At 50.6% G+C, this 23,459-nt stretch carries 20 protein-coding genes; 12 read left to right on the top strand and 8 right to left on the bottom strand.

Features of this window, described 5'->3' with window-relative positions:
• The first annotated feature begins 3 nt into the window (after window positions 1-3).
• The 12 genes from LZ463_RS00810 (at window position 4) to LZ463_RS00755 (ending at window position 15,993) form a co-directional block, all read left to right on the top strand.
• Window positions 4-657, top strand: a complete 654-nt coding sequence (locus LZ463_RS00810) for a type IV pilus inner membrane component PilO (RefSeq protein WP_277623916.1) — start codon at window positions 4-6, stop codon at window positions 655-657.
• Entirely contained in the window at window positions 654-1,196 is a 543-nt protein-coding gene (locus LZ463_RS00805) for a pilus assembly protein PilP (protein ID WP_241452855.1), read from the top strand. The genes LZ463_RS00810 and LZ463_RS00805 overlap by 4 nt, the downstream gene beginning before the upstream one ends.
• Window positions 1,193-3,349 carry a type IV pilus secretin PilQ gene (locus tag LZ463_RS00800; RefSeq protein ID WP_489686072.1) on the top strand — a complete coding sequence of 719 codons (2,157 nt, stop codon included), beginning with the start codon at window positions 1,193-1,195 and terminating at the stop codon, window positions 3,347-3,349. Before LZ463_RS00805 ends, LZ463_RS00800 begins: the two co-directional genes overlap by 4 nt.
• Before the next feature lie 79 nt (window positions 3,350-3,428).
• On the top strand, window positions 3,429-5,801 hold the full coding sequence (locus LZ463_RS00795) for a beta strand repeat-containing protein (protein WP_241452851.1): 2,373 nt from the start codon (window positions 3,429-3,431) through the stop codon (window positions 5,799-5,801).
• 183 nt (window positions 5,802-5,984) lie between these two features.
• Complete coding sequence (gene aroKB / locus LZ463_RS00790; protein ID WP_277623933.1) at window positions 5,985-7,625, top strand: bifunctional shikimate kinase/3-dehydroquinate synthase AroKB; 1,641 nt, start codon at window positions 5,985-5,987, stop codon at window positions 7,623-7,625.
• A gap of 5 nt (window positions 7,626-7,630) precedes the next feature.
• Window positions 7,631-8,782: a deoxyguanosinetriphosphate triphosphohydrolase gene (locus LZ463_RS00785; protein ID WP_241452847.1), complete on the top strand. Its 1,152-nt coding sequence runs from the start codon at window positions 7,631-7,633 to the stop codon at window positions 8,780-8,782.
• Between the two features lie 136 nt (window positions 8,783-8,918).
• Complete coding sequence (locus LZ463_RS00780; RefSeq protein WP_241452845.1) at window positions 8,919-9,620, top strand: DUF4197 domain-containing protein; 702 nt, start codon at window positions 8,919-8,921, stop codon at window positions 9,618-9,620.
• A 395-nt stretch (window positions 9,621-10,015) separates the two neighbouring features.
• Window positions 10,016-11,173, top strand: coding sequence for an ABC transporter substrate-binding protein (locus LZ463_RS00775; RefSeq protein WP_241452844.1), 1,158 nt, complete (start codon window positions 10,016-10,018; stop codon window positions 11,171-11,173).
• A gap of 139 nt (window positions 11,174-11,312) precedes the next feature.
• The gene (locus LZ463_RS00770; RefSeq protein ID WP_241452842.1) at window positions 11,313-12,203 is read left to right on the top strand and encodes a branched-chain amino acid ABC transporter permease; all 891 of its coding nucleotides are present in this window, start codon (window positions 11,313-11,315) and stop codon (window positions 12,201-12,203) included.
• A 9-nt stretch (window positions 12,204-12,212) separates the two neighbouring features.
• Window positions 12,213-14,162 carry a branched-chain amino acid ABC transporter ATP-binding protein/permease gene (locus tag LZ463_RS00765; RefSeq protein WP_241452840.1) on the top strand — a complete coding sequence of 650 codons (1,950 nt, stop codon included), beginning with the start codon at window positions 12,213-12,215 and terminating at the stop codon, window positions 14,160-14,162.
• Window positions 14,163-14,172: 10 nt separating this feature from the next.
• Window positions 14,173-14,901, top strand: coding sequence for an ABC transporter ATP-binding protein (locus tag LZ463_RS00760; RefSeq protein WP_241452839.1), 729 nt, complete (start codon window positions 14,173-14,175; stop codon window positions 14,899-14,901).
• Window positions 14,902-15,087: 186 nt separating this feature from the next.
• Window positions 15,088-15,993 (top strand): alpha/beta hydrolase family protein, encoded by a 906-nt coding sequence (locus tag LZ463_RS00755; RefSeq protein ID WP_241452838.1) that lies wholly within the window; start codon window positions 15,088-15,090, stop codon window positions 15,991-15,993.
• Between the two features lie 449 nt (window positions 15,994-16,442).
• Here the strand turns inward: LZ463_RS00755 and LZ463_RS00750 are convergent, their stop codons facing one another.
• The 8 genes from LZ463_RS00750 to LZ463_RS00715 all read right to left on the bottom strand — a co-directional run bounded on the left by LZ463_RS00750 (window position 16,443) and on the right by LZ463_RS00715 (window position 23,412).
• On the bottom strand, window positions 16,443-17,537 hold the full coding sequence (locus LZ463_RS00750; RefSeq protein ID WP_241452837.1) for an enoyl-CoA hydratase/isomerase family protein: 1,095 nt from the start codon (window positions 17,535-17,537) through the stop codon (window positions 16,443-16,445).
• Between the two features lie 375 nt (window positions 17,538-17,912).
• Window positions 17,913-18,260, bottom strand: coding sequence for a ribosome hibernation-promoting factor, HPF/YfiA family (hpf, locus tag LZ463_RS00745; protein WP_241452836.1), 348 nt, complete (start codon window positions 18,258-18,260; stop codon window positions 17,913-17,915).
• A gap of 108 nt (window positions 18,261-18,368) precedes the next feature.
• Window positions 18,369-19,853 (bottom strand): RNA polymerase factor sigma-54, encoded by a 1,485-nt coding sequence (locus tag LZ463_RS00740; protein ID WP_241452832.1) that lies wholly within the window; start codon window positions 19,851-19,853, stop codon window positions 18,369-18,371.
• A gap of 11 nt (window positions 19,854-19,864) precedes the next feature.
• A complete protein-coding gene (lptB, locus tag LZ463_RS00735; RefSeq protein ID WP_241452831.1) occupies window positions 19,865-20,617 on the bottom strand; it encodes an LPS export ABC transporter ATP-binding protein in 753 nt (250 codons plus the stop codon).
• A gap of 1 nt (window position 20,618) precedes the next feature.
• Window positions 20,619-21,188 carry a lipopolysaccharide transport periplasmic protein LptA gene (gene lptA / locus LZ463_RS00730; protein ID WP_241452826.1) on the bottom strand — a complete coding sequence of 190 codons (570 nt, stop codon included), beginning with the start codon at window positions 21,186-21,188 and terminating at the stop codon, window positions 20,619-20,621.
• 15 nt (window positions 21,189-21,203) lie between these two features.
• Window positions 21,204-21,839, bottom strand: coding sequence for an LPS export ABC transporter periplasmic protein LptC (gene lptC / locus LZ463_RS00725; protein WP_241452822.1), 636 nt, complete (start codon window positions 21,837-21,839; stop codon window positions 21,204-21,206).
• 8 nt (window positions 21,840-21,847) lie between these two features.
• Window positions 21,848-22,372: a KdsC family phosphatase gene (locus LZ463_RS00720; protein WP_241452821.1), complete on the bottom strand. Its 525-nt coding sequence runs from the start codon at window positions 22,370-22,372 to the stop codon at window positions 21,848-21,850.
• Window positions 22,372-23,412, bottom strand: a complete 1,041-nt coding sequence (locus LZ463_RS00715; protein WP_241452820.1) for a KpsF/GutQ family sugar-phosphate isomerase — start codon at window positions 23,410-23,412, stop codon at window positions 22,372-22,374. The genes LZ463_RS00720 and LZ463_RS00715 overlap by 1 nt, the downstream gene beginning before the upstream one ends.
• Window positions 23,413-23,459: the final 47 nt, after the last annotated feature.

The following is a 23,459-nucleotide window of genomic DNA, read 5'->3' as shown; positions in this document are numbered from 1 at the left end:
TAAATGGCGATAAATCTGAATGAAGTTGGCCAGTCTATAAGCGCCCAATTTCAAGGCTTGAATGGACTGCATCCCGGTCTTTGGCCTATTGCGCCCCGTGCTGCTGTGGCAACGGCTGTGTTGATTACAGTTGTCGCCCTTGGCTGGCTCCTGCAATGGGATGGGCAAATGCAGGCAATTGAAGCAGGGCAGGCAGAAGAGGTCAAACTCAGGGCAGAATACAAAGCCAAGTTGCAGCAGGCAGTCAATCTTGAAGCTTTGAAAGAGCAAAGAAAACTGGTTCAGCAATACGTAGCAACGATGGAGAAGCAATTGCCTAGCCAGGCAGAAATGGCTGCATTGCTGGCTGACATTAACCAGGCTGGCCTGGGCCGTGGCTTGCAATTTGACTCGTTCAAACCGGGGTTGCCTGCAGTCAAGGATTATTATGCCGAGTTGCCTATCACGATCAAAATTCAGGGTAGTTACCATGATCTCGGCCAGTTTGTCAGCGACATTGCGAAATTGCCAAGGATTGTGACTTTAAACAATTTGGGCATCACTGCTTTAAAAGATGGTGGACTGTCTCTGGATGTAACGGCCAAGACTTTCCGTTATCTGAACAAGGATGAAGTTCAGGATCAGGCTGATAAAAAGAAAAAGGAGCCTAAGAAATGAAAAGAATCCTCGTCAGGCCCCTGACTTACATGATGCTGGTCATATCGCTGACAGCATGTGGAGAAGGGGAAGAGACCGAATTGCGCGCCTGGATGGATGCAGAACAAAAGCAGGCTAGACCTGGTGTTCCTAAAATCAGCCCGCCTAAAGTATATGTGCCATTTGCTTATGCGGGTAAGGGCGAGGTTGATCCATTCGATCCCGCCAAATTGCTGGTGGTACTCGCGAGGATCAAGGCTGAATCCGGAAATGGCATCAAAGCGCCGAATCTGGACAGGCCCAGAGAAGCATTGGAGGCATTTCCGCTGGATAGCCTGAAGATGGTAGGTACTATTGAAAAAAACAAGATGGTCTATGGCCTTGTGCAAGTTGATAAGACGGTCTATCAAGTGAAACTGGGAGCGTATCTGGGACAAAATCTGGGATTGATTACCAGCATTTCGGAGAATGCAATAGATATCAAGGAAACTGTTCAGGACGCGGCCGGTGACTGGACCGAGCGTCAGACCAAGTTAGAGTTGCAGGAGGCAAAAAAATGAATGCGTTGATAAATACAAGTAAAAGGGGCGCCAAATTGGTTAAGTTTATTTTGTTTGCGTTGCTTGGTTTGTGCAGTACTGCATTTGCTCAGACGAATTCGATTGAGTCGCTTACTGCCAACCAGCAAGGAGCGAATATTGTTGTCAAAGTCACCATGAAGAAGCCTTTGCAAAAACTGCCTGTCGGTTTTGCGATTGCCAGCCCTTCCAGGGTCGTGCTTGATTTTGCTGATATCACCAATAACACCGGCAAATCCAACTACGAAATGAATATGGGCGATTTGCGGGCAATCAACCTGATTGAGGCCGCTGGCCGCTCGCGTCTGATTTTCAATCTGAACAAATCCCTCAATTATGCTACCGCACTGGACGGTAATTCCCTGATTGTCACTATTGATGCTTCGGGCGGCGTTGCAACACCTGTCAATGCCCAGGGACTTCCCGTTAATGTACAGACTGCCGCAGTTGCCGGTAAGCGGGCTTTGCGTGACATCGACTTCCGTCGTGGTGCTGGAGGTGAGGGGCGTATAGTCATTGATTTGCCACTTGACCAGGTCGCGGTCGACATTCGCCAGCAAGGGCAAAAAATCGTTGTTGATTTCCTCAAAGTTTCCTTGCCCGAATCGCTGCGCCGCCGTCTTGATGTGGCTGACTATGGTTCACCTGTGCAAATCATCACAACTACGCCTCAGGGCGATAATGTGCACATGGTTATCGAGCCAACTGGTTTGTGGGAGCATAGTGCCTACCAGAGCGACACGCAATTTGTGATCGAAGTCAAACCGATCAAGGAAGATCCGAATAAATTGACGCAAGGAACGCAGGGTTACCGTGGTGAGCGCCTTTCCTTCAACTTCCAGAATATCGAGATCCGTGCGATATTGCAAATCATTGCCGAAGTCAGCAGCCTCAACATCATTGCCAGCGACACGGTCAATGGCACCATTACCCTACGGTTGAAAGATGTGCCATGGGATCAGGCTCTTGATATCATCATGCAGTCCAAAGGACTGGATATGCGAAAAAATGGTTCTGTCATCTGGATCGCACCAAAAGAGGAATTGCTTACCAAAGAGAAGTTGGAACTGGAACAGAAAGCACAAATTGCTGAGCTTGAACCGCTGAAAACAGAGTCCTTCCAGCTCAACTATCAAAAGGTTGAGTCATTCAAACAAGTCTTTGGTATTGAAGGAGCTGGTACAAGTAATCGCATTCTGTCCAAGCGCGGCAGTGCCGTGATTGAGCCACGAACCAATCAGTTATTCGTGACAGATATTTCCTCCAAGCTGGAAGAGGTGCGCAAGCTGATTAACAAAACTGATATCGCTTCAAGACAGGTATTGATTGAGGCGCGGATTGTCGAAGCTGATGATAAATTCAGCAAGAACCTTGGTGCAAAACTGGGTTTCATCGATATGCGTGGTCTGCGTGGCGGTGATGCAGGTTATCAATTGCAAGGGAATCAGCGTGTGGCTTTAACTGGTAATTATCTTGGTGTCGGTGAGCAGACCGGCCAGGCAAAAATTACTGATCAAAGTTATATCCCGAATACTCAGTTTGTCAGTTTGCCTGCTTCAGGTATTAACGGCCTCAACCCAGGCAGTCTGGCAGTCAGTCTGTTTTCTTCTGCGGCAAATCGTTTCCTGAATCTGGAATTGTCCGCATTAGAGGCTGATGGTAAAGGTAAAATCGTCTCCAGTCCGCGAGTGGTTACGGCCGACCAGTTGAAGGCTTCGATCGAGCAGGGTACCGAATTGCCCTACCAGGTGGCTACATCAAGTGGCGCGACGTCGATTTTCTTCCGTAAAGCTTCTTTGAGACTTGAAGTGACGCCGCAGATTACCCCGGATGGTAATGTTATCCTTGACGTCGATGTACACAAGGATAGTGTTGGGGTTGAAACAAGGGCTGGTTTTGCGATTGACACCAAGGAAGTGAAAACTATCGTTTTAGTTGAAAATGGCGGGACAGTTGTACTTGGTGGTATCTTCCAGCAGACAGAACGTGATAGTGTGACAAAAGTGCCATTCTTTGGAGATTTGCCGCTGTTTGGTAATTTGTTCAAGTCTACAGGTCGTACCAATGACAAGACTGAATTGCTGATTTTCATTACTCCCAAAATTATTGCTGAGAAATTCAGTAACAAACAGTAAGAGTCATTTGTACTTAATATATGTCATATAGATTTATGGCAGACCGATTTCCTGAATTCGTAAAAAATATAGGTGTTTCATGATGAAGTATATTCGCGGTTTATTCGCACTGATCTTATTGATTAGCCTTAGTGCCTGCGGCGGCGGCGGCGGCTCTGCCGGGTCTACCAGCACAGCCAAATTGTTTACCACGGCTGCAGACAAGATAACGATAGCGCCTGGTGCAACCCAGGTCTATACCATAGGTGGTGGTGTTCCTGGCTATACCGCCAGCAGTAATAGCGCCGCAGCAATTGTTACGATTTCGGATAAGACTTTGACTATTAAAGGCGGTGGCGGTGGTGCTGCTACTATTTCTGTCAAAGATGCTGCCGGGGCCGAGGTTAAAATTGACGTTACTGTTGGCTCTGGCATTGATTTGTTCACGACAGCGCCAAGTGATGTGACTGTTGGAGTCGGCGCACAAAGTCCAGAATATACAATTGGTGGCGGTAGTCTTGTTTATGACGTTACCACCAGCAATAGCGCTGTTGCCGATGTCAGGTTTAGTGGCAATCGCTTTATCATCATCGGTGTTTCAGGTGGTAAGGCTGTAGTGACTGTCAGAGATGGTATTGGCGGGGTTAAATCGGTCAATGTTGTTGTCGGTTCCACAGATCCTTTATTCACGAATGCCGCAGGCGATATCAATATAGGAGTTGGCGCTGCTGCTTCTTATACTGTTGGCGGTGGTAATGGCCCTTATACAGTCGGTAGCAGTAACGTTGCTGTAGCAACGGCAACTATCACTGACAATAAGTTGACAGTTACTGGTGTCAGTGTTGGTCAATCTAAAATTGTTCTTCGTGATGCAAGTACTGGCAATGTACAAATTACGGTTACTGTGGGGTCGAGTGCAGCCTTGTTTACTTCTGCGCCCGCAATATTGACAGTCGGTGTTGGTACTTCCAGCCCAACCTTTACGATCGGTGGGGGTAGCCAGATTTATACAGTCACTAGCGGTAATCCTCAAATCGCCAGTGTAGGTATTAATGGTAATAAATTTACAATTAATGGTGTTGCAGCAGGTAGAACAACGGTCACTGTTAAAGATAGTTTGGGCACGCCTGTAAACATAGACGTAACAATTGGTTCTGGCGCACCTTTCTATACGACCGCTCCTGGTGATATTACGCTGACTGTTGCAGGTAGCGGAACTTATGTTCTTGGCGGCGGTACTGCTCCTTATACTGCTACCAGCAGCAATACTTCAGTCGTTACCTCAGCTGTGTCTGGCAATAGTTTGACTTTGACTGGCGTGGGATCTGGGAAAGCAGTCGTCGTTTTACGTGACGCTGCTGGCGCAACTCTCAGTATCAACGTTACCTTGGGTTCTGGAGGTGTCAATAATCTGTTCACAACAGCGCCATCTGCTGTAACTATTGCCGTTGGTGCAAGTCCGGCATTTCAGATTGGTGGTGGTACGGCACCTTATTCCGTTGCCAGCAGCAATACATCCATAGTTACGGTGGTTTTGAGTGGGAATAATTTCACGGTTACAGGTGTTGCGACGGGAACTGCCAATGTGGTTGTAAAAGATGCTGCAGGTGGTAATGTAACTATCGCAGTGAGCGTGGGTTCTGGTGCGACAGTAGCTTTGTTTACTTCAGCACCTGCCACGATTACTGTTGCTCCAGGCGCTGCTCCAACTTATACCGTCGGCGGTGGTACTGCTCCTTATTTTGCAACTAGTAGCGACACGAGGGTTGCGACTGCTGTTGTCACAGGTGGTACATTGACTATTACAGGTGTTGTAGCCGGTACATCAACTGTTCGCCTTGTTGATAGTGTGGGAACTCCCATTACGCTGACTGTTAATGTTTTATCTGCACCAGCAGCAACATTGAACATTGCTCCAACTACAATTAATGGCTTTGTCGGCGATACAGTTTTCATCCGGGTAGATGGCGGTAGTGCTCCGTATAGTGTTGTTTCGAGCGTGCCTGCAAATGCAACAGTGACCAGTGGTGCTGTGCTCAATAGTGCCGGAACGATTTCTGTCCTTTTGGCAAGGGTTGGTGCAGCTTCAGTTGTTGTTACTGATGCGACAGGAAAAGTAGTATCTAGTGACATTACTGTTGCTGCGCAGACGTCGAACATGCAGTTGAGTCCGATAGTCTGGAATATCAATGAAACAAATAATGCCACTATTTCTTTGACTATCTCCGGTGGTAACGGCCCATTCCAGGTATTTACCAATAACACCGTGTTGTCCACTGTTGCCGGTACCAGCCCTGATCCTTTGAATCCGCTGAGCTTTACTGGTCGTACTGTCAATGTCAGCTTGGGTACTCAGGGTACACGCTGTGTGGCTGCGGACACTGCAGTGACCATTACTGTCAAGGATAGTTTGAATATCTCCACCACAAGTACCATGACGATCAAAGATCTCAATGGTGGTGCTGGCTGTTAATGGATCGTAGAGGTCCCGGATAAATTCCTGGACTTTTAAAGGTTGCTTTAATAGGAAAATTTCTACAAAATAGGTTTTATTTGCTTCAAACCAGAAATATCCCCCTTTACTTCTGTAAAGCGGGATTGCTCAGAAAGCGTAGACCTAGGTATTGTTTTGAAGAATATTTTTCTCGTAGGCCTGATGGGCTCCGGCAAAACCACGGTTGGCCGGGCCCTGGCAAAAAAACTCAATAAGCGATTTATTGATTCTGATCACGAAATTGAGGCACGAACGGGTGTCTCAATTCCCGTGATTTTTGAAATTGAAGGTGAAGCCAGTTTCCGGCAAAGAGAAGCAGATGTCATACGTGATCTGACTTCCCAGGAAAACATTGTTTTGGCAACAGGTGGCGGTGCAGTGTTGAATGCAGAGAGCAGAAAGCTTTTGCATGAACGCGGCACCGTTATTTATTTGCGCGCCGGTATACACAGCATTTTGCAACGTACCCGTCACGACAAGAATCGTCCCTTGCTGCGCACCGCAGACCCACGCAAAAAACTCGAAGAGCTGGAAGCCCAGCGCGCACCTCTCTACCAGGAGGTAGCCCATGTCACCATAGAGACCGGGCGCCCGAACGTGCAGTTTTTGGTGCAATCCGTACTCGACAAACTGGCACAGGAAAACCTGTACCATGTTCCCGATGCTTTACTTACCGCAAACAAAACCGCCATGTCAGCTACAAGTCCCCCTTCCACCATCGGTACTATCCTCAATGTTGACCTTGGTGAACGCAGTTATCCTATCGCCATTGGGACTGCGCTACTGTCTGATAGTGACTTCCTGTCGTCTAGGATAAAAGGAAAAAAAACTGTTGTCGTGACCAACACCGTGGTTGCACCGCTTTACCTGGGCGCGCTTGAAGCAGCGTTGCGCTCTGCTGGCAAGGAAGTCGTATCAGTGGTCCTGCCTGACGGTGAAGAGCAAAAAAACTGGACCAGCCTGATGCTGATCTTTGATGCTTTGCTTGCGCATAAATGTGATCGTCAGACCACCCTGCTTGCCCTGGGTGGCGGCGTTATCGGCGATATGACCGGCTTTGCCGCTTCTGCCTATATGCGTGGTGTGCCTTTTGTGCAGATTCCCACGACGCTTTTGTCGCAGGTTGATTCTTCTGTTGGTGGCAAGACCGGCATCAACCATCCTTTGGGCAAAAACATGATAGGCGCTTTTTACCAGCCTCAGGCGGTGATTGCTGACATAAGCAGCCTGCAAACCCTGCCTGATGCTGAATTGTCGGCTGGTCTGGCTGAAGTTATCAAGCATGGCGCCATCATTGACGCAGCGTTTTTTGACTGGATAGAAGCCAATATGTCTGCCCTGCGGGCCAAAGACCCCAAGGCACTGACCCATGCCATCCTGCGCTCCTGTGAAATCAAGGCGGATGTCGTCCGGCAGGATGAGCGTGAAGGCGGCCTGCGGGCAATACTGAATTTCGGCCATACGTTTGGTCATGCCATTGAATCCGGTCTCGGTTATGGCAAATGGCTGCACGGCGAAGCTGTTGGTTGTGGCATGGTCATGGCGGCTGACCTGTCATGCCGCCTGGGTTACATTGATTACGTCAGCAAGACGCGTATCAAGCAAGTAGTTGAGGCTGCCGGGTTGCCTACGGTTGCTCCTGACCTGGGTGAGGAACGATGGCTTGAATTGATGGAAGTCGACAAGAAAAATGAAGGTGGCAAGATCAAGTTCATTCTGTTGAGACCACTGGGGCAGGCTGTCATTACAACGGTACCGCAAGAGATGCTGCTGGCAACCCTGCGTAGCTGTATCGCAAATTAAAATTCATGTTTACCGACGCCCACCTCGCCCCTTATGCTGCCAAGTCCGCCAGCTCGCGAGGCCGGCGTCACGCTGAGGATCCATCTTCATCACGCAGTGAGTTCCAGCGCGACCGCGACCGCATCATCCATTGCACTGCTTTCCGGCGGCTGGAGTACAAGACCCAGGTCTTCGTCAATCACGAAGGCGACTTGTTTCGCAACCGGCTGACACACAGTCTTGAGGTGGCTCAAATCGGCCGCTCGATCGCTCGCAATCTTGGCTTGAATGAAGACCTGGTCGAAGCCATTTCGCTGGCGCATGACCTGGGGCACACCCCCTTTGGCCATGCCGGCCAGGATGCCTTGAATGCCTGCATGAAGCCCTTTGGCGGTTTTGAACATAATCTGCAAAGCCTGCGCGTAGTTGATGTGCTGGAAGAGCGCTACGGCGCTTTTGACGGTCTCAATCTCACTTTTGAAACGCGTGAAGGCATACTCAAGCATTGTTCGCTCAATAATGCCAGACTGCTTGGTGATGTCGGTCAGCGTTTCATCGAAAAAAAACGACCGGGACTGGAGGCACAGGTCACCAACCTGGCTGATGCCATCGCCTACAGTAATCACGATATAGATGATGGTTTGCGCTCCGGGCTCTTGCAGGAGTCGCAGTTGATGCATGTTGATATCTATGCCCGCCATCGTGTCATCGTCGATGCGGCCTATCCCGGCATCAGCGGCCGTCGTGCCATAGCAGAAACCATACGGCGCATGATCAATACCCTGATCGTTGACCTGATACAAACTTCGGCAGAAAAAATACGTGCCTGCGGTCCGGCTTCCATTGATGAAGTACGCAATATGGAAAGAATGATCGCCTTTTCAGACACCATGTTCCAGCAGGCACAGGACCTCAAGCAGTTTTTATTCGAAAACCTGTATCGCCATTACCAGGTCAATCGTATGACCTTCAAGGCCAGGCGTACTATCAGCGAACTATTTTCGGCACTGCATGAAGAGCCGAATCTGCTGCCGCATGACTACCAGGTACACGACGCAAAAAGCGATGAGCAAAGACAGGAACAGCAGGTGAGGAAAATTGCCGACTACATTGCTGGCATGACTGACCGCTACGCCATGCGTGAGCACAGGCGTCTGTACATGGTTGATGATATTTGATTGTTGCATCTGGCTGGTTGCAATGGCTCATCCCTGAGTGACAGGGTGTTTTGGTTTTGGCACATTTGTTGACGAACTAATGCCCGCACAAGGGGTTTTCCTTGGATAGAATAGCAATATTTAACCAGGAAAAACCATGACTTCCATCTCTGCCTTATTCTTCCGTCTGGCCGTCGTCGCCGGCCTTGCACTCAGTGTGACAGTAGCACATGCCATGTCGTTCGCCGACCTCAGCAACCAGGAGGCCAGCACGGGCTTGAAAGCAGCATTGGACAAAGGTTCGGCCGCAGCCATAGGCAAACTCGGTGTGGAAAATGGTTTCTTGAATAATGAGAAGGTCAAGATACAACTGCCTTCCATTCTGGAAAAAGCGCGTCCGATTTTGCAGATGACAGGCAAGGGGCAGCAACTCGATGAACTCGTGGTATCAATGAATCGTGCTGCAGAAGCTGCTGTGCCCATGGCCAAGCCACTGCTGGTCAATGCGGTCAAATCGATGACACTGACCGATGCAAAGAATATTCTGACAGGAGGAGAAACTTCGGTGACTGATTTTTTCCGGGAGAAAACCTCTGCGCCTTTAAGCGCCAAATTCTTGCCTCTTGTCAAAGGTGTGACAGACAAGGCTGGCCTGTCAGCCAAATACAATGGCATCATGGGGCAGGCTCAAAAATTTGGAGCAGTATCCCAACAAGAAGCGACTGTTGAAGGCTATGTTACCCAAAAAGCCATGGATGCTCTTTTTCTGATGATAGCGGAAGAAGAAAAGTCCATACGTCAGGATCCGCTTGGCGCCGGAAGCAAAGCCATCAGCAAGGTTTTCAGTCTGCTGAAGTAAGCGAAGCTACCTGCAGGCAAGCTGGCTCGATAGTTGCACATTTCAATCCGCAGCTCCAGACGATCGTCTTTTTGTCGCGGTTTTGGTACTTATCTTTTCGGTTTCTGGCTTTGGGTATGAAAATCTTTCATCGTTAGCGTGAAAGTGTTTCCACCAGTTACAACTCATTTTTTGCATTTTTTAGTCTTTAAAAAACTTTCCCCATGCGCAAACCCTTGTCATTCAAGGCTTTGCGCTCCAGAGTGGCGAGTAACAGATGACTTTTTTTATCGGACTTGCGTAGTTTTACTTAAGTAGAATGAAGTCTGAGAAATTTCTAATTTCCTGATAATTTATGGCGGTAATTCATGAATTTATTTTTTTGAAGTACTCACATAAAAAATCAGGAGACCAGTATGTCCTTTCAAATCAAAACCCTCGTCGCGTCCATTGTCATCGGTCTGGCTGCTGCCAGCAATGCAGCAGAACCCATCAAGATCGGTGTAGCGGGCCCGTTTACCGGTGGTTCGGCACCTATGGGGGTATCCATGCGTGACGGTGTCAAGCTGGCCGTTGCAGAAATCAATGCCAAAGGCGGAGTGCTCGGGCGTCAGTTGCAATTGGTGGAGCGTGATGATGAAGCAAAAAATGAACGTGGCGTACAGGTAGCGCAGGAACTTATCAACAAGGAAAAAGTTGTTGCAACGGTTGGCTACATCAATACCGGTGTGGCACTCGCTTCCCAGCGTTTTTACCAGGATGCAAAAATCCCGGTGCTGAACAATGTGGCGACCGGCAGTGTGGTGACCAAGCAGTTTGTGGCGCCTGAACACAAGGATAACTACATTTTCCGTACCGCCGCCAACGACACCATTCAGTCATCGATGATCGTTGATACGGCACTCGTCAAGCACAAGTTCACCAAGGTCGCGATTCTGGCGGACTCCACCAACTATGGTCAATTGGGGCGTGAAGACCTGGAAAAAACCCTGAACGCCAAAGGCGTCAAACCTGTTGTGGTAGAAAAATTCAACATCAAGGATGTTGACATGACACCGCAGCTTTTGAAAGCCAAGCAGGCCGGTGCACAAGCCATACTGACTTATGGCATAGGGCCAGAGCTGGCGCAAATTGCCAACGGCATGGAAAAATTGAGCTGGAAAGTCCCGATGATAGGCAGCTGGACACTCTCCATGGGTAACTTCCTCGACAATGCCGGGAAGAACGGGGATGGCGCCATGATGCCGCAAACCTTCATCCAGGACCCCAGCACACCAAAACGCAAGGCCTTCATCGAAGCCTATCAGAAAGCCTACAAGACTGAACGCATGCCTTCCGCAGTATCGGCGGCACAGGGTTACGATTCCATTTACCTGCTGGCAGCCGCCATCAAGCAGGCAGGCTCAACGGACGGCGTGAAAATACGTGAAGCGCTGGAAAACCTGAATGAAAAAGTGGAAGGCGTTGTCACCACCTACGATAAACCCTTCACGCATGATGACCATGAGGCGATCAAACCGGGCATCCCTGTCATGGGCGAAGCCAAGGGCGGGCGGGTTGTTCTTGCCAAATAAGGCCGGAACACTCTCAAGCTAGCCATCTGGTCAGTCGCCAATATCGGGACTGACCTTTTCTTTAGACAGGCAATCACCAGCTCCCTGCAAGGTCGCGAACCAGGCAGGCTGGTGGACTGCACTCCATTGGGTGGAAAAAATGGAAATCTTACTTCAGCTTGTTTTCAGCGGTATCGCTTTGGGGATGATCTATGCCGTCATCGCCTTTGGCTACCAGCTGACTTTTGCCACGTCAGGCACACTTAATTTCGGTCAAGGTGAAGCTCTGATGCTCGGAGCTCTGGTTGGCCTCAGCGTCGTTGGCAATGTCCATGGCGGTCCGTATTTGAATTATTGGTTGATGATACCGCTGGTGCTGCTGTTTGGCGCCTTGCAGGGCATGGTGGTGGAATGGATAGGTGTGCGCCCCGCCATCAAGATCAAATCGGAATTTGGCTGGATCATGTCCACCATCGCACTGGCTATCATCTTTAAAAATGTCGCAGAAAATATCTGGGGCAAAGATGATCTGACCTTCCCCTCGCCATTGTCGGCGGCGCCGTTCCAGATATTGGGCGCGAATGTACAGGCCATGCAGGTAGTGGTGGTTCTGGGTGCCCTGGCCATGATGCTGGCGGTTGAATTCTTCAATCGTAAATCGATTTATGGCAAGGCCGTGGTCGCCACATCGAATGACAGGGATGCCGCTGGCCTGATGGGCATCAATACCAGCATGGTGATTACTTTCTCTTATGCGTTGTCATCTGCTACTGCTGCTTTTGCTGGCGTACTCGTAGCGCCATTGACACTGACCGGCGCTACCATGGGTTCTGCACTGGGCCTCAAGGCTTTTGCGGTTGCCATCATCGGCGGGCTGACTTCAGGTGTCGGTGCCATCGTCGGTGGCCTGATACTCGGTATTGCAGAAACCCTGACCGGTTTTTATGTCTCTACCGGCTATAAGGAAGTACCGGGCCTGGTATTGCTCTTGCTCGTACTGGCTGTCAAGCCAGCCGGGTTGTTTGGCAAAGCTGCCATCAAGAAAGTCTGAGGCGTGATCATGAACAAGAAAACTCTCATAGCTTCACTGCTGGGCATCGTTGTACTGGCAGTGTTGCCGATGGTATTGAACAATCCTTATTATCTGCACCTGGCTGAAACCATATTGATCTATGCCATCCTGCTGTTTGGTCTCGATATCGTGGTGGGGTATACCGGCCAGGTTTCGCTTGGTCATGCGGGTCTGTTTGGCATAGGTTCTTATACTACCGGCGTCCTGGTGTTCAAGCTTGGCTTGCCCATCCTGGTTGCGCTTCCCTGCAGTATCGTCGTGACAGCCGTGTTTGGCGCCTTGCTGGCTTTACCAGCCTTGCGCGTGACCGGCCCTTATCTGGCCATGGTGACGCTGGCTTTTGGCACCATCATCCAGATACTGATCAATGAAATGAGCTTCCTGACGGAAGGGCCCATGGGTATCAAGTTGAGCAAGCCCGTCTTGTTCGGGCAAAAACTCAGCGAAGCCGGTTACTTCTACCTGGTTGCAGCGATGATGGTACTGGCCCTGATCTTTGTTCACCGCATCCTGCGTTCACATTATGGCCGCGCCTTCCAGGCCTTGCGTGATAGCCCTATCGCCTCGGATTGCATGGGCGTATCGGTCTACCGTTACAAGGTCATTGCCTTCGTCATTAGTGCCGCACTGGCGGGACTGGCCGGCAGTCTGTATGCCTATTCGGAAGAATACATTTCACCGAACAGCTATAACTTTGAACTGACCATCATGTTTTTGCTGGCAGTGATCATGGGGGGACGCAAATCACGCATAGGTTCACTGATAGGTGCATTGATTGTGGTGATGCTGCCTTCATTGCTGGCGGATATAGAACTGTTCCGCAAGATCGCCAGTGTGGCGGCTGTGATTGCCGTATTGGCTGGCGTTGCAACGTTTGCAAAAAAACGCAGGACTGCACGCGAATTGCTGGTGCCGGTTGGCGCTACGGTGGCGATGGCCTTGTTCTCTTACAGACTGGAAAATATTACAGACTGGCGCCTGACCATTTTTGGCCTGATGACCCTGTTTGTCGTGTATTACCTGCAGGATGGCATCGTTGGTTTTGTCAACAGTATGCTTGGTAAGGGACAGGTTCACGTTACTCTTGATGCAAAAGATACTGCAAATACGGATAGTGCCGCCATCGTCAAAGCCAATGACGCACGAGTCGGTGTTTTGCTGAGCGGCAGAAAACTGTTGATGCAATTTGGCGGTTTGAAGGCGCTCAACCAGGTTGACCTGCAAATCAACAAGGGCACAGTGCATGGACTGATCGGCCCCAATGGCTCCGGTAAAAGCACCATGATGAATGTCTTGACCGGCATCTATCAGCCTACTGATGGCGTGGTCGAATTTGCCGGCAAGGTGATATCGGGCAGCACGCCATCAGAAATTGCCCTGGGTGGCGTTGCCAGGACTTTCCAGAATGTGCAGCTGTTTGGTGAAATGACGGCAACGGAGAATGTTCTGGTTGGTCTGCACAACACTTTCCGCAGTAATGTACTCGATGTCATGCTCCACACGCCACGTTACTTGCGTGAAGAACGCCTGGCCCGTGAGCGCGCTGCCAGTCTGTTGCAATTTGTCGGCCTGGCAAATCTGGCCAATGAAGAGGCGCGCAACCTGCCGTATGGCAAACAGCGCTTGCTGGAAATCGGGCGTGCACTGGGACTCAACCCACAACTGCTGCTGCTCGATGAGCCAGCGGCCGGTTTGACCGCACCAGACATCAAGGAACTGGTCGCCATCATACGCAAGATACGTGAGCATAGCATCACCATTATCCTGATTGAACATCATATGGATGTGGTCATGTCGATTTGCGATACCGTCACGGTACTTGATTTTGGTCAGAAGATTGCCGAAGGCAAGCCGGCCGCAGTGCAGGCAGATCCCAAAGTGATCGAAGCCTATCTCGGTGGCAGTGTGTCAGAAGGCGGCGCAGCCGCAGCAGCCTGAGGAGAAGACGATGTTAACTATTTCAAATTTGCACGCGGCTTATGGCAAGGTCGAAGTCTTGCACGGCATTTCTCTTGATGTACCCAAGGGCAAGGTCGTGACTTTGATTGGCTCCAACGGTGCCGGAAAAACCACAACCATGCGCGCCATATCCGGCATGCTCAAACCAAAGGGTGGCACCGTCACTTTGGCCGGCAAAGACGTGACAGGCATGGATTCGCACAAGATAGCGCGAGCCGGTCTGGCGCACTCGCCAGAAGGCAGACGGGTATTTGCCACCATGTCGGTCACTGATAATCTTTTGCTGGGTGCTTTCCCGCGCTTTACCCGCAGCCGTCCGCGTGGTGATATCGATATTGACCTGCAAAAGGCCATGGAATTATTCCCGCGCCTGAAAGAACGACGCAATCAACTGGCCGGTACGCTGTCTGGCGGTGAACAGCAGATGCTGGCCATGGCGCGTGCTGTCATGCTCAATCCCGAAGTGGTTTTGCTTGATGAGCCATCAATGGGTCTGGCGCCGATACTGGTTGATGAAGTGTTTCGCATCATTGTCCGCTTGAAAGAGCAGGGTACCACCATGCTGCTGGTGGAGCAGTTTGCCGCTGCGGCACTGGCGGTGGCTGACTATGGTTATGTGCTGGAAAATGGCAAGATATCGGTACATGGTCCGGCGGCCAGTTTGCAGAATGATCCTGCCGTGAAAGCGGCTTATCTGGGAGGTGGTGCGCAGCACTGATTAATGCCACACATGAAGTGAAGAGAAATGGGGAGCTTGCTTCCCATTTTCTTTTTTGGCTTCATCAATTCTTGCCTGAACTATGATATTTTTCCATGCTTGCTTGCGCTTACCTGTGTTTTACATCGATCACCATTGAGCATGCATATGAAATTCATCTCTTCACAAATTAGTTGCGCAGTTCTGGTGTTGACCACACTTTTCAGCACCTCCTGTCTGGCAGCTCCCTTTTTGCAGGAGCACACAATAAAAATCGATGGCAAGCAAAGACGCTACTATCATTTATCTGACGTTGCTACAGCAAAACCTGGCCCGCCCATACTCCTGGTCAGTGGTTCAGGATGCGATGATTTTTCCGTGCGCCTGCCTATGTTTTTTGAACGCTATCCTACAGCTGTCAATGTCTATTATCTGGAAAAACCAGGCGTCAAAAAAAATGCTGATGGCAGCAAATGCAGCAATGAATTCAAAGCAGCAGACAAATTTGACCAGCGTTTGTCTGATCATTTGAAATTCGTCGAACAAGAACCTGAACTGAAGAAGATGCCAGTGCACTCCATTGCTGTACTGGGTTTTTCTGAAGGCGGCGCTGTTGCTCCTTACCTTGCCAGAGATAGCAAGAAAATAGGCTGGCTGGCGACGGCAGGTAGCGGTGGTTTGAAGCAGAGTGAAGAATTCCTGATCTTTGCAGACCGTGGAGTAGAGCCCTACGCAAAACCGTTCTCACGCGACTATTTTTTGCATGTCTATGCTGAGATCAGGAAGGATGGCAAGAGCCTCAGGAAAGAATTCTTTGGTCATCCCTATGCCTATTGGTCTGGTCGTTTATTCACCGATCCATTGAGCGTATATGCGAAGCTGGATATCCCCATGGTGGCGGCGATGGGAGAGAAAGATGAGAGTGTGCCGATAGAATCAGGCCATGCCTTGCGAGACTATTTCTTGAAGCATCCGGAGAAAGATTTCCAGTTTGTAGAATACCCTGGGGCCAGTCATGGTTTGCGTACTGCCGAAAGGAATGGAGCGCAGGAGTTTATTGCGGGATTGGCGGGATGGTTTAAGGGAGATAAAAAGGTGTTTGAGTTGAAGTGATGGACGTTTATTTCAAGCCATCAGTTTTTACATTTACGGCACGCATAATAACGTCATTCCTGAGAGGGTTCGTAGGTTGGGCTACGGTTTATCAGCCCAACACCCGGCGGTCGATCAAGGCACTCTGAAAAGCAAGGAGATATTTCGCGGTTCGGCTGTTAATTGTCTGCACACGTTATTTAAGCTTGCAGGCCGGGGTAGCCTGGCAGCTACTCCCTTTTCTCGTCGTTGCCAAGAAAAGGGAGCAAAAGAAGGCGATGCAGTTGTAGCACTCCACAGCGCCGCTTACAAGCGACTTAGATGTTGGCGGATTCCCTTTTGTGCAGTACAAAAATGGGAAATGCGGAAAGTCAAAAGCAACTGCAAAAATCAAAACAAGGTCACCATGACCTGAACCCAAATGTATTGACCAACGATTGATCAAAATTCTGATCAGCCAGTGGTTTAACTTATCCTTCCAAATGGCGCAAAGGATGTGCATGAACAGGCCAGGCTTCTGCAAAGAAGCCGGTCACTTGCTCTGTTGTCACTTCAGCCAATGTCGCAGGTGACCAGCGTGGGTTATTGTCTTTGTCCACGACCAGGGCGCGTACACCTTCCAGCACTTCACCATGCTTGAAGCAATGGCGTACCATGTTTCTTTCCATGCGCAGGCATTCTGATACGTTCATATCTTTACTGCGGCGCAGTTGTTCCAGTGTGACCGACATGAGCAGGGGCGAACGTTTTTGCATAGTTGCCAGGGTTTGCCGGGCAAACTCGCTGTTGTCCTGTTGCAGCCTTTCACTGATGCCAGTAACACTATTGCCAGCGAAGATGTCGTTGATGGTGGCATGTTGTGATGCCAGTTTGCTGGTATCCGGTTTTGCCTGATCAGCAAAAGCAGCAGCGAAATTGCGTATTGTCTGACGCAGGTCCGTCGCCTGGCTTTCACTGAGCAAAGTCATCAGTGCCGGTATTTCTGTGGTGGGAATGTAGACATCCGCCAGCCCTGCGTAGATAGCATCGGCTGCAGCGATGATTTCACCTGTCAGTCCCAGATAAGTACCAATCTCGCCTTCAGTGCGTGACAGAAAATAACCGCCGCCTACGTCAGGGAAAAGACCAATATTCACTTCCGGCATGGCCATCTTGGTACGCTCTGTAACGATGCGCAAACGGCAATCTTCGCCAGCCTGGGCGATACCCATGCCGCCACCCATGACCACGCCATTCATCAGTGCGATATAGGGTTTGGGGTAGAAATGGATTAAATGATTTAAGGCATATTCTTCAGTGAAGAAATCTTCCAGCAGGGCAGAATCGCCTTTGGGCGTGGCTGTGCCAACATCATAGAAAAAACGAATGTCACCACCGGCACAAAATGCTTTTTCGCTGCTGCTGGAGATGAATACCGCATGCACATTCTGATCAGCCTGCCAGGACAGCAGAGTTGCCGTCAGTGCTCTTACCATGTCCAGCGAAAGCGAATTGAGCGCTTTGGGTCTGTCGAGGGTGATGTAACCGATGTTGTTCTTGACGGAGGTAAGTACAAATTCGCTCATGGTGGTTGATTATGCAAGGTAGGGGATGAAGCTGTTATTTTAACTTTGGCGGACGTAGTCGTCACGGAGTGTATAAGTTTATGATGAAATGGCGTAAGGGCGGGTTGTTGGGGTTTCATGATTCCGTCGTGTAGTCGCGGGTCTGCCAACAAATCAGGCACGCAAAATTTACTTTGCAGATGCAAGAACGGCACTAGATTACTGCCTGCGCAGGAATGGCTGTAACACGCATACGGATTGTTATGGGGGCAATCATTTTAAAAGATTGATAGGCATCAATTATTTTCATTCGATCACCCAACAAAAAAGGACGCTGTTGCGTCCTTGTTTTGGATGCCCTCAACCCTTTATGTTAATAAGGGCAGGGGTTTTGGATCATGAAGCCGATGCCGGATCAGGTATATGTTTGATGGCGTCGTGCTGGTGGTTTTGTATCTTGTCTTTATGCTTGATGACCTGGCGATCCAGTTTGTCTACCAGTGCATCAATTGCTGCATACAGATCATGGGCCAGGCTTTCAACATGGATATCTTTACCACTGATATGCAAATTGATGTCGGCTTTGTGTCGTTTTTCCTTTTCCCGGAGCTTGTCCACCGTCAGGATGACGGCGATATCAATGACTTGGTCGAAATGTCGCCTGATACGTTCAAGTTTAGTATGTACATATTCACGAATTGCAGGAGTTACTTCGACGTGATGTCCACTGATGGTGAGATTCATACTGTGCTCCTATAGTGATGTTGCTTGCTGTAACGATACGCTCTCAACAAGGAATTTGTCTTGAGCTAAATCATATATAGCAATTCAAACCGTGATTACAAGGACTACTTACAAAGATTTACGCAGGCTCACTGGGGGGATTTTCAAGGCTTCACGGTATTTGGCAACTGTCCGTCGGGCAATTACCATGCCCTGTTCGCCCAGCATGTCTGCAATTTTGCTATCAGAGAGTGGGCTTTTCTGGTCTTCTGCTCCTATCAACTGCTTGATGAGTGCTCGTATCGCGGTGGAAGATGCTTCCCCCCCTGTTTCCGTCGCGACATGGCTACCGAAAAAGTATTTCAACTCAAACATGCCATGCGGGGTCAGCATGTACTTTTGAGTCGTTACACGGGAAATAGTGCTCTCGTGTAATCCTAGTGTATCAGCTATTTCGCGCAAAACAAGGGGGCGCATGGCAACAGCACCATGTGTGAAAAAGTTGCGCTGCCTTTCGACGATGGCTTGTGCAACGCGCAAAATCGTATCAAAACGCTGCCGCATGTTCTTGATCAGCCAGCGTGCTTCCTGCAATTGCGCTCCGAGTCCGGCTTCACCCTTGCTTTGTTTCATGATATTGGCATACATGCTGCTTACCCGCAGTCGGGGCATGACATCCTGGTTCAGCAGGACTTGCCAGCCATTGCCAGATTTCCTGACAATGACATCAGGCACGACATAGTCAGATTCATCGGCAGAAAATGCCAGGCCGGGGCGCGGCTTGCATTGCCGTATCACGGTTTGTGCATCGCGCAAATCCTCGTCATCGCAATCAAGAATTTTCTTGAGTTTGGTGAAATCTTTCTGTGCGAACAAAGTCAGTTGTGTTTCCACAATCTGCAAAGCCAGTCTGCGTGTCACAAACGCGACCTTGGGCATGCGCTTGATTTGCAGTGCCAGGCACTCGGAGGGGGTGCGCGCACCGACACCGGCCGGATCAAAGCTCTGCAGCATGCTCAGGGCAAACTCCAGGTCGTCAAGCTCTACGCATAATTCCAGTGGCAAACTGGCATGTATTTCATCAAGGGTTTCGGTCAGGTAACCATTGTTATCCACAGCATCGATCATCAACTCGACCAGGGCGCGGTCACGCGGTTCACGCAGATTCAGGCGCATCTGCTCCTGCAGGTACTCGCGCAGGGTAATGTGCGCTGCCCCTAGCTGGGGGCGGCCATCTTCGTCATCACCGGATTTGCTGCCGTGCTGGACATCATCAAAACCCCAATCTTCCTCTGTGGAGCTGGTGGTGTCGTTACTGATGATGGTTTCTCCGTCACCTGTTTCAGCGGGTTTCTCGATGTCGTCACGGGCAGCCGGTGCTTCCATGCCGGCATCAACCGCACTATTGTTGGTTGTGATGGCGCCGTCTGCCAGCAGGCGTACGGCATTGTCGAGCGGGTCATCGACCCTTTCCAGCATGGGGTTTTCCACCAGCAGGGTTTCGAGTTCCTGATGCAATTCCAGTGTGGACAGTTGCAGTAATCGTATCGATTGCTGCAATTGCGGCGTCAATGCCAGATGTTGTGAAGTACGTAGTTGCAGGCTTTGTTTCATGATGATTCCCGTCACATCCGGAAGTGTTCCCCCAGATAGACGCGTCGTACAGATTCATTCTGTATGATGTCGTCCGGCTTGCCGCTGGCAAGTACTGCGCCCTGGTTGATGATGTAGGCATGATCGCAGATGCCCAGGGTTTCACGCACGTTATGATCTGTAATCAAGACACCTATGCCACGCTCTTTGAGGAAGCGCACTATACGCTGTATTTCTATGACGGCAATCGGGTCAACGCCGGCAAAAGGTTCATCGAGCAGGACAAAACGAGGATTGGTGGCCAGCGCACGGGCAATCTCGACGCGACGGCGTTCACCGCCGGACAGGGACAGTGCCTGGCTTTCGCGTATTTTTTCTATCTGCAAATCAGCGAGCAAGGCATCCAGTCTTTGCTCTATCTTTTTGCTGCCAAGGAATTTACCGTCGCTGTCCCTTTGTAATTCCAGTACCGCGCGGATATTGTCTTCGACCGTCAGCTTGCGAAAGACTGAGGCTTCCTGCGGCAGATAAGACAGGCCAAGTACCGCACGTTCATGGATGGGCAACTGCGAGATATTCACATCGTCGATTGTGATATCGCCGGCATCGGACGGTACCAGGCCGACTATCATGTAGAACGAGGTGGTCTTGCCGGCACCATTCGGGCCCAGCAGACCGACGACTTCACCGCTTTTCAATAGCAGCGATACGTCACGGACCACCTGGCGTGCGCCATAGCGTTTTTGCAAGCCCTTGACAAGCAAGGTACTGGACTTTGCTGTCATCTTAGTTAGCCTGTTTTTCTGGTTTTGGTTGCAGGATGATTTTCAAGGTGCCTGAGCCTTCTACATGTTGGCCAGTGGTTGAATTGGTACCGATAAAGACATCATTTTTGCTGTCATAAGACAGGTATTCGCCTTCCTGCTCCTGGGTAACTCGCTTGCCTTCCAGATAGCGAACCTTGGCCTTGGAAATGAATTTGACGATCTCTGTACTCTGGTTGTATTCGGCACGGTCAGCTTCGCCATCGACCCACAGATCGGGACCGCCATCGCGCTTTTGACGGAAGGTGACTTTACGATTGCTGCCCGCCGTCAGCACGACAAACTGGTCACCATTGGGTGCTTCTGTGACCACGGCATTTTCAGCTTTGACATTCAACGTACCACGTACCAGAGAGACGCCTTTGGAAAGGCGGCGCACACTGGTCTTGCCGTCGCTCTCGCCGTAGCCGGCCTCGATGATGGTTTCCTTGGTGCTGTCAGCTTTTTCTGCATGAATGGGGGCACATGCCAGCCCCAGGCAGGCGAGGCTGATCAAACGAAAAACGGAAAGAGTCAATGTAGAATGTTTCATACGCACAATCACTTTCTATAACTTGGACGGAGCTGCCGGGGCGGCCTCACGCTTCTTGAGTTCTATGCGCACCTTGCTCAGCAGGGACAGGTGCTGGGTTGCATTATTGGCGAGCATGCCCACTGCCGTGGATTTCAGCTTGCCAGTCTGGATGGAAATAGGCTTGTCAGTCTTGACTACATCGTCGTCAGGCAATAGCAGCAGGTATTCTGATTCGACACGTACGAATTGCGAACTCAGACCTTCGGGTCTTTCCATGCTGACATTGTCGTACAAATGTACTTCATCATGCTCTCGCTTGGGCGTAGCCGTCGGCGACTTCTGGGATACGATTGCCAGGTTGGCGCGCATGTGCAAGGGTTGCCTGTCCGCATCAAAGCTGCTGATCTGCGGATTGCGGATTTCTATATTATCAGTACGTGGCAGATGGACCAGGCTGTCGCCGGTAATGTGATAATTTGCCTTGCCATTGTTGGACAAGCGGATGAAGTTGAATTTTTCCACATAATAATCAGGCGCAGAGCGGGCCGAGGAGCGGCTTTGCTCATCCTGGGCATAATGGCGTATGACTTCCATGACCCAGATGGTCCCCAGTGTGACGACGCCCAGCAGCACAACGGCCAGCCAGATGCGGAAGCGGTCTATGGTCATTTGCCCTCTCATGACAGATAATTTTGCAAGGCTTGCTCATACTTGCCCTGTGCCCGCAGAATGAAGTCACAGATTTCCCTGGCGGCACCCTGGCCGCCGCGGGCTGTGGTGACATAATGCACACGCTGCTGTACTTCACGATGGCCGTTTGGTACGCTGGCAGCAAATCTGACACGCGTCAGTATCGGCAGATCGATCACATCGTCACCTATAAAGCCGCAATCCTGTTCCGTCATGTTCAATTCGGCCAGCAATTGCAAAAATGCGAGCTTCTTGTCATGGATGCCTTGGCGGACGTGGCTGATGCCCAGGTCGGTAGCACGTTTGGTCACAATGGCGGATTGCCTGGCGCTGATGATGGCCGTGATGATACCTGCCTGTTGCAACAGCTTGATGCCCTGGCCATCGAGTACATTAAAGCACTTCATCATCTCGCCCTCAGGGCCGAAATGCAGGCCGCCGTCGGTCAGTATGCCGTCGACATCAAAGATCATGAGCCGGATTTTGCTGGCTCTTTCAACTGGACTATTCATCAAATTACCTTGGCACGGGTCAGGTCATGGATATGCAGGGCACCCAGCAGCTTGCCCTGATCGTCAGCAACCAGCAACTGGTTGATACGATAGGTTTCCATGACTTCGACGGCTTCAACCGCCAGTTGTTCCGGACGTATGCGTCTGGGAGTGGTGTTCATGACATCGGCGATGCGCAGCTGGGTGAAGTCACGCGTGCCATCCATCAGGCGGCGCAAGTCGCCATCGGTGAAAATGCCGAGCACCTTGTTATCCTGGTCGACAACAGCAGTCATCGCCATGCCTTTTTTGGTAATTTCCAGCAAGGCGGTTTTCAGGCTGGTCTCAGGTCCGACTTGCGGTACGGCCTCACCGGTACGCATGACATCGCGTACATGGGTCAACAGACGACGACCCAGCGAGCCGCCTGGGTGGGAACGGGCAAAGTCTTCTTCGCGGAATCCGCGCGCATCCAGCACGGCAACCGCCAGTGCATCGCCTAGCGCCAGGGTAACGGTAGTGCTGGCGGTCGGCGCCAGGTTTAGCGGGCAGGCTTCTTTATCCACATGCAGGTTAAGGTGTATGTCTGCCAGCTTGCCCAGACTGGATTCAGGATTGCCTGTCATGGCGATCAGCTTGACTCCCAGTCGCTTGATGATGGGCAGGATGGACATCAGTTCTGACGCCTCGCCAGAATAGGAAATGGCAATAAACACATCTTGCTGGGTCACCATGCCGAGGTCGCCATGGGCGGCCTCAGCAGGGTGGACAAAGAATGAAGGCGTACCGGTTGAGGCAAAGGTCGCGGCTATCTTGCGTGCAATATGACCAGACTTGCCGATACCGGAAACCACGACGCGACCGTGGCATGCCAGCAACATGCTGACCGCCAGGGAAAAACCGGCGGCATCGCCGTTACCAAGGCGTTTTTGTAAAGCCAGCAAGGCATCTGCCTCGATTTGCAAGGTTTCGCGAGCCAGTCTCAGGGCGCGCGTCGCTGCTTCGGCGGTGTCCGTATTGCCGAGCTGTCGATGGGGGTGAGGTGCATTCAGTTCGTTCATGCCGGAAGTATAAACGAAATCGGCAAAGCAAAAACTTTGCCAGTTGT

It is taken from the genome of Undibacterium paludis (assembly GCF_022568815.1).
GTDB lineage: Bacteria > Pseudomonadota > Gammaproteobacteria > Burkholderiales > Burkholderiaceae_D > Undibacterium.
This window is presented reverse-complemented; position numbering and strand designations above follow the sequence as displayed.

Bases quoted from the DNA above. Each gene is read 5' to 3' on its own strand.
- LZ463_RS00810 (WP_277623916.1), top strand. From the start codon at position 4: ATGGCGATAAATCTGAATGAAGTTGGCCAGTCTATAAGCGCCCAATTT.
- LZ463_RS00805 (WP_241452855.1), top strand. From the start codon at position 654: ATGAAAAGAATCCTCGTCAGGCCCCTGACTTACATGATGCTGGTCATA.
- LZ463_RS00800 (WP_489686072.1), top strand. From the start codon at position 1,193: ATGAATGCGTTGATAAATACAAGTAAAAGGGGCGCCAAATTGGTTAAG.
- LZ463_RS00795 (WP_241452851.1), top strand. From the start codon at position 3,429: ATGATGAAGTATATTCGCGGTTTATTCGCACTGATCTTATTGATTAGC.
- aroKB (WP_277623933.1), top strand. From the start codon at position 5,985: ATGGGCTCCGGCAAAACCACGGTTGGCCGGGCCCTGGCAAAAAAACTC.
- LZ463_RS00785 (WP_241452847.1), top strand. From the start codon at position 7,631: ATGTTTACCGACGCCCACCTCGCCCCTTATGCTGCCAAGTCCGCCAGC.
- LZ463_RS00780 (WP_241452845.1), top strand. From the start codon at position 8,919: ATGACTTCCATCTCTGCCTTATTCTTCCGTCTGGCCGTCGTCGCCGGC.
- LZ463_RS00775 (WP_241452844.1), top strand. From the start codon at position 10,016: ATGTCCTTTCAAATCAAAACCCTCGTCGCGTCCATTGTCATCGGTCTG.
- LZ463_RS00770 (WP_241452842.1), top strand. From the start codon at position 11,313: ATGGAAATCTTACTTCAGCTTGTTTTCAGCGGTATCGCTTTGGGGATG.
- LZ463_RS00765 (WP_241452840.1), top strand. From the start codon at position 12,213: ATGAACAAGAAAACTCTCATAGCTTCACTGCTGGGCATCGTTGTACTG.
- LZ463_RS00760 (WP_241452839.1), top strand. From the start codon at position 14,173: ATGTTAACTATTTCAAATTTGCACGCGGCTTATGGCAAGGTCGAAGTC.
- LZ463_RS00750 (WP_241452837.1), bottom strand. From the start codon at position 17,537: ATGAGCGAATTTGTACTTACCTCCGTCAAGAACAACATCGGTTACATC.
- hpf (WP_241452836.1), bottom strand. From the start codon at position 18,260: ATGAATCTCACCATCAGTGGACATCACGTCGAAGTAACTCCTGCAATT.
- LZ463_RS00740 (WP_241452832.1), bottom strand. From the start codon at position 19,853: ATGAAACAAAGCCTGCAACTACGTACTTCACAACATCTGGCATTGACG.
- lptB (WP_241452831.1), bottom strand. From the start codon at position 20,617: ATGACAGCAAAGTCCAGTACCTTGCTTGTCAAGGGCTTGCAAAAACGC.
- lptA (WP_241452826.1), bottom strand. From the start codon at position 21,188: ATGAAACATTCTACATTGACTCTTTCCGTTTTTCGTTTGATCAGCCTC.
- lptC (WP_241452822.1), bottom strand. From the start codon at position 21,839: ATGACCATAGACCGCTTCCGCATCTGGCTGGCCGTTGTGCTGCTGGGC.
- LZ463_RS00720 (WP_241452821.1), bottom strand. From the start codon at position 22,372: ATGAATAGTCCAGTTGAAAGAGCCAGCAAAATCCGGCTCATGATCTTT.
- LZ463_RS00715 (WP_241452820.1), bottom strand. From the start codon at position 23,412: ATGAACGAACTGAATGCACCTCACCCCCATCGACAGCTCGGCAATACG.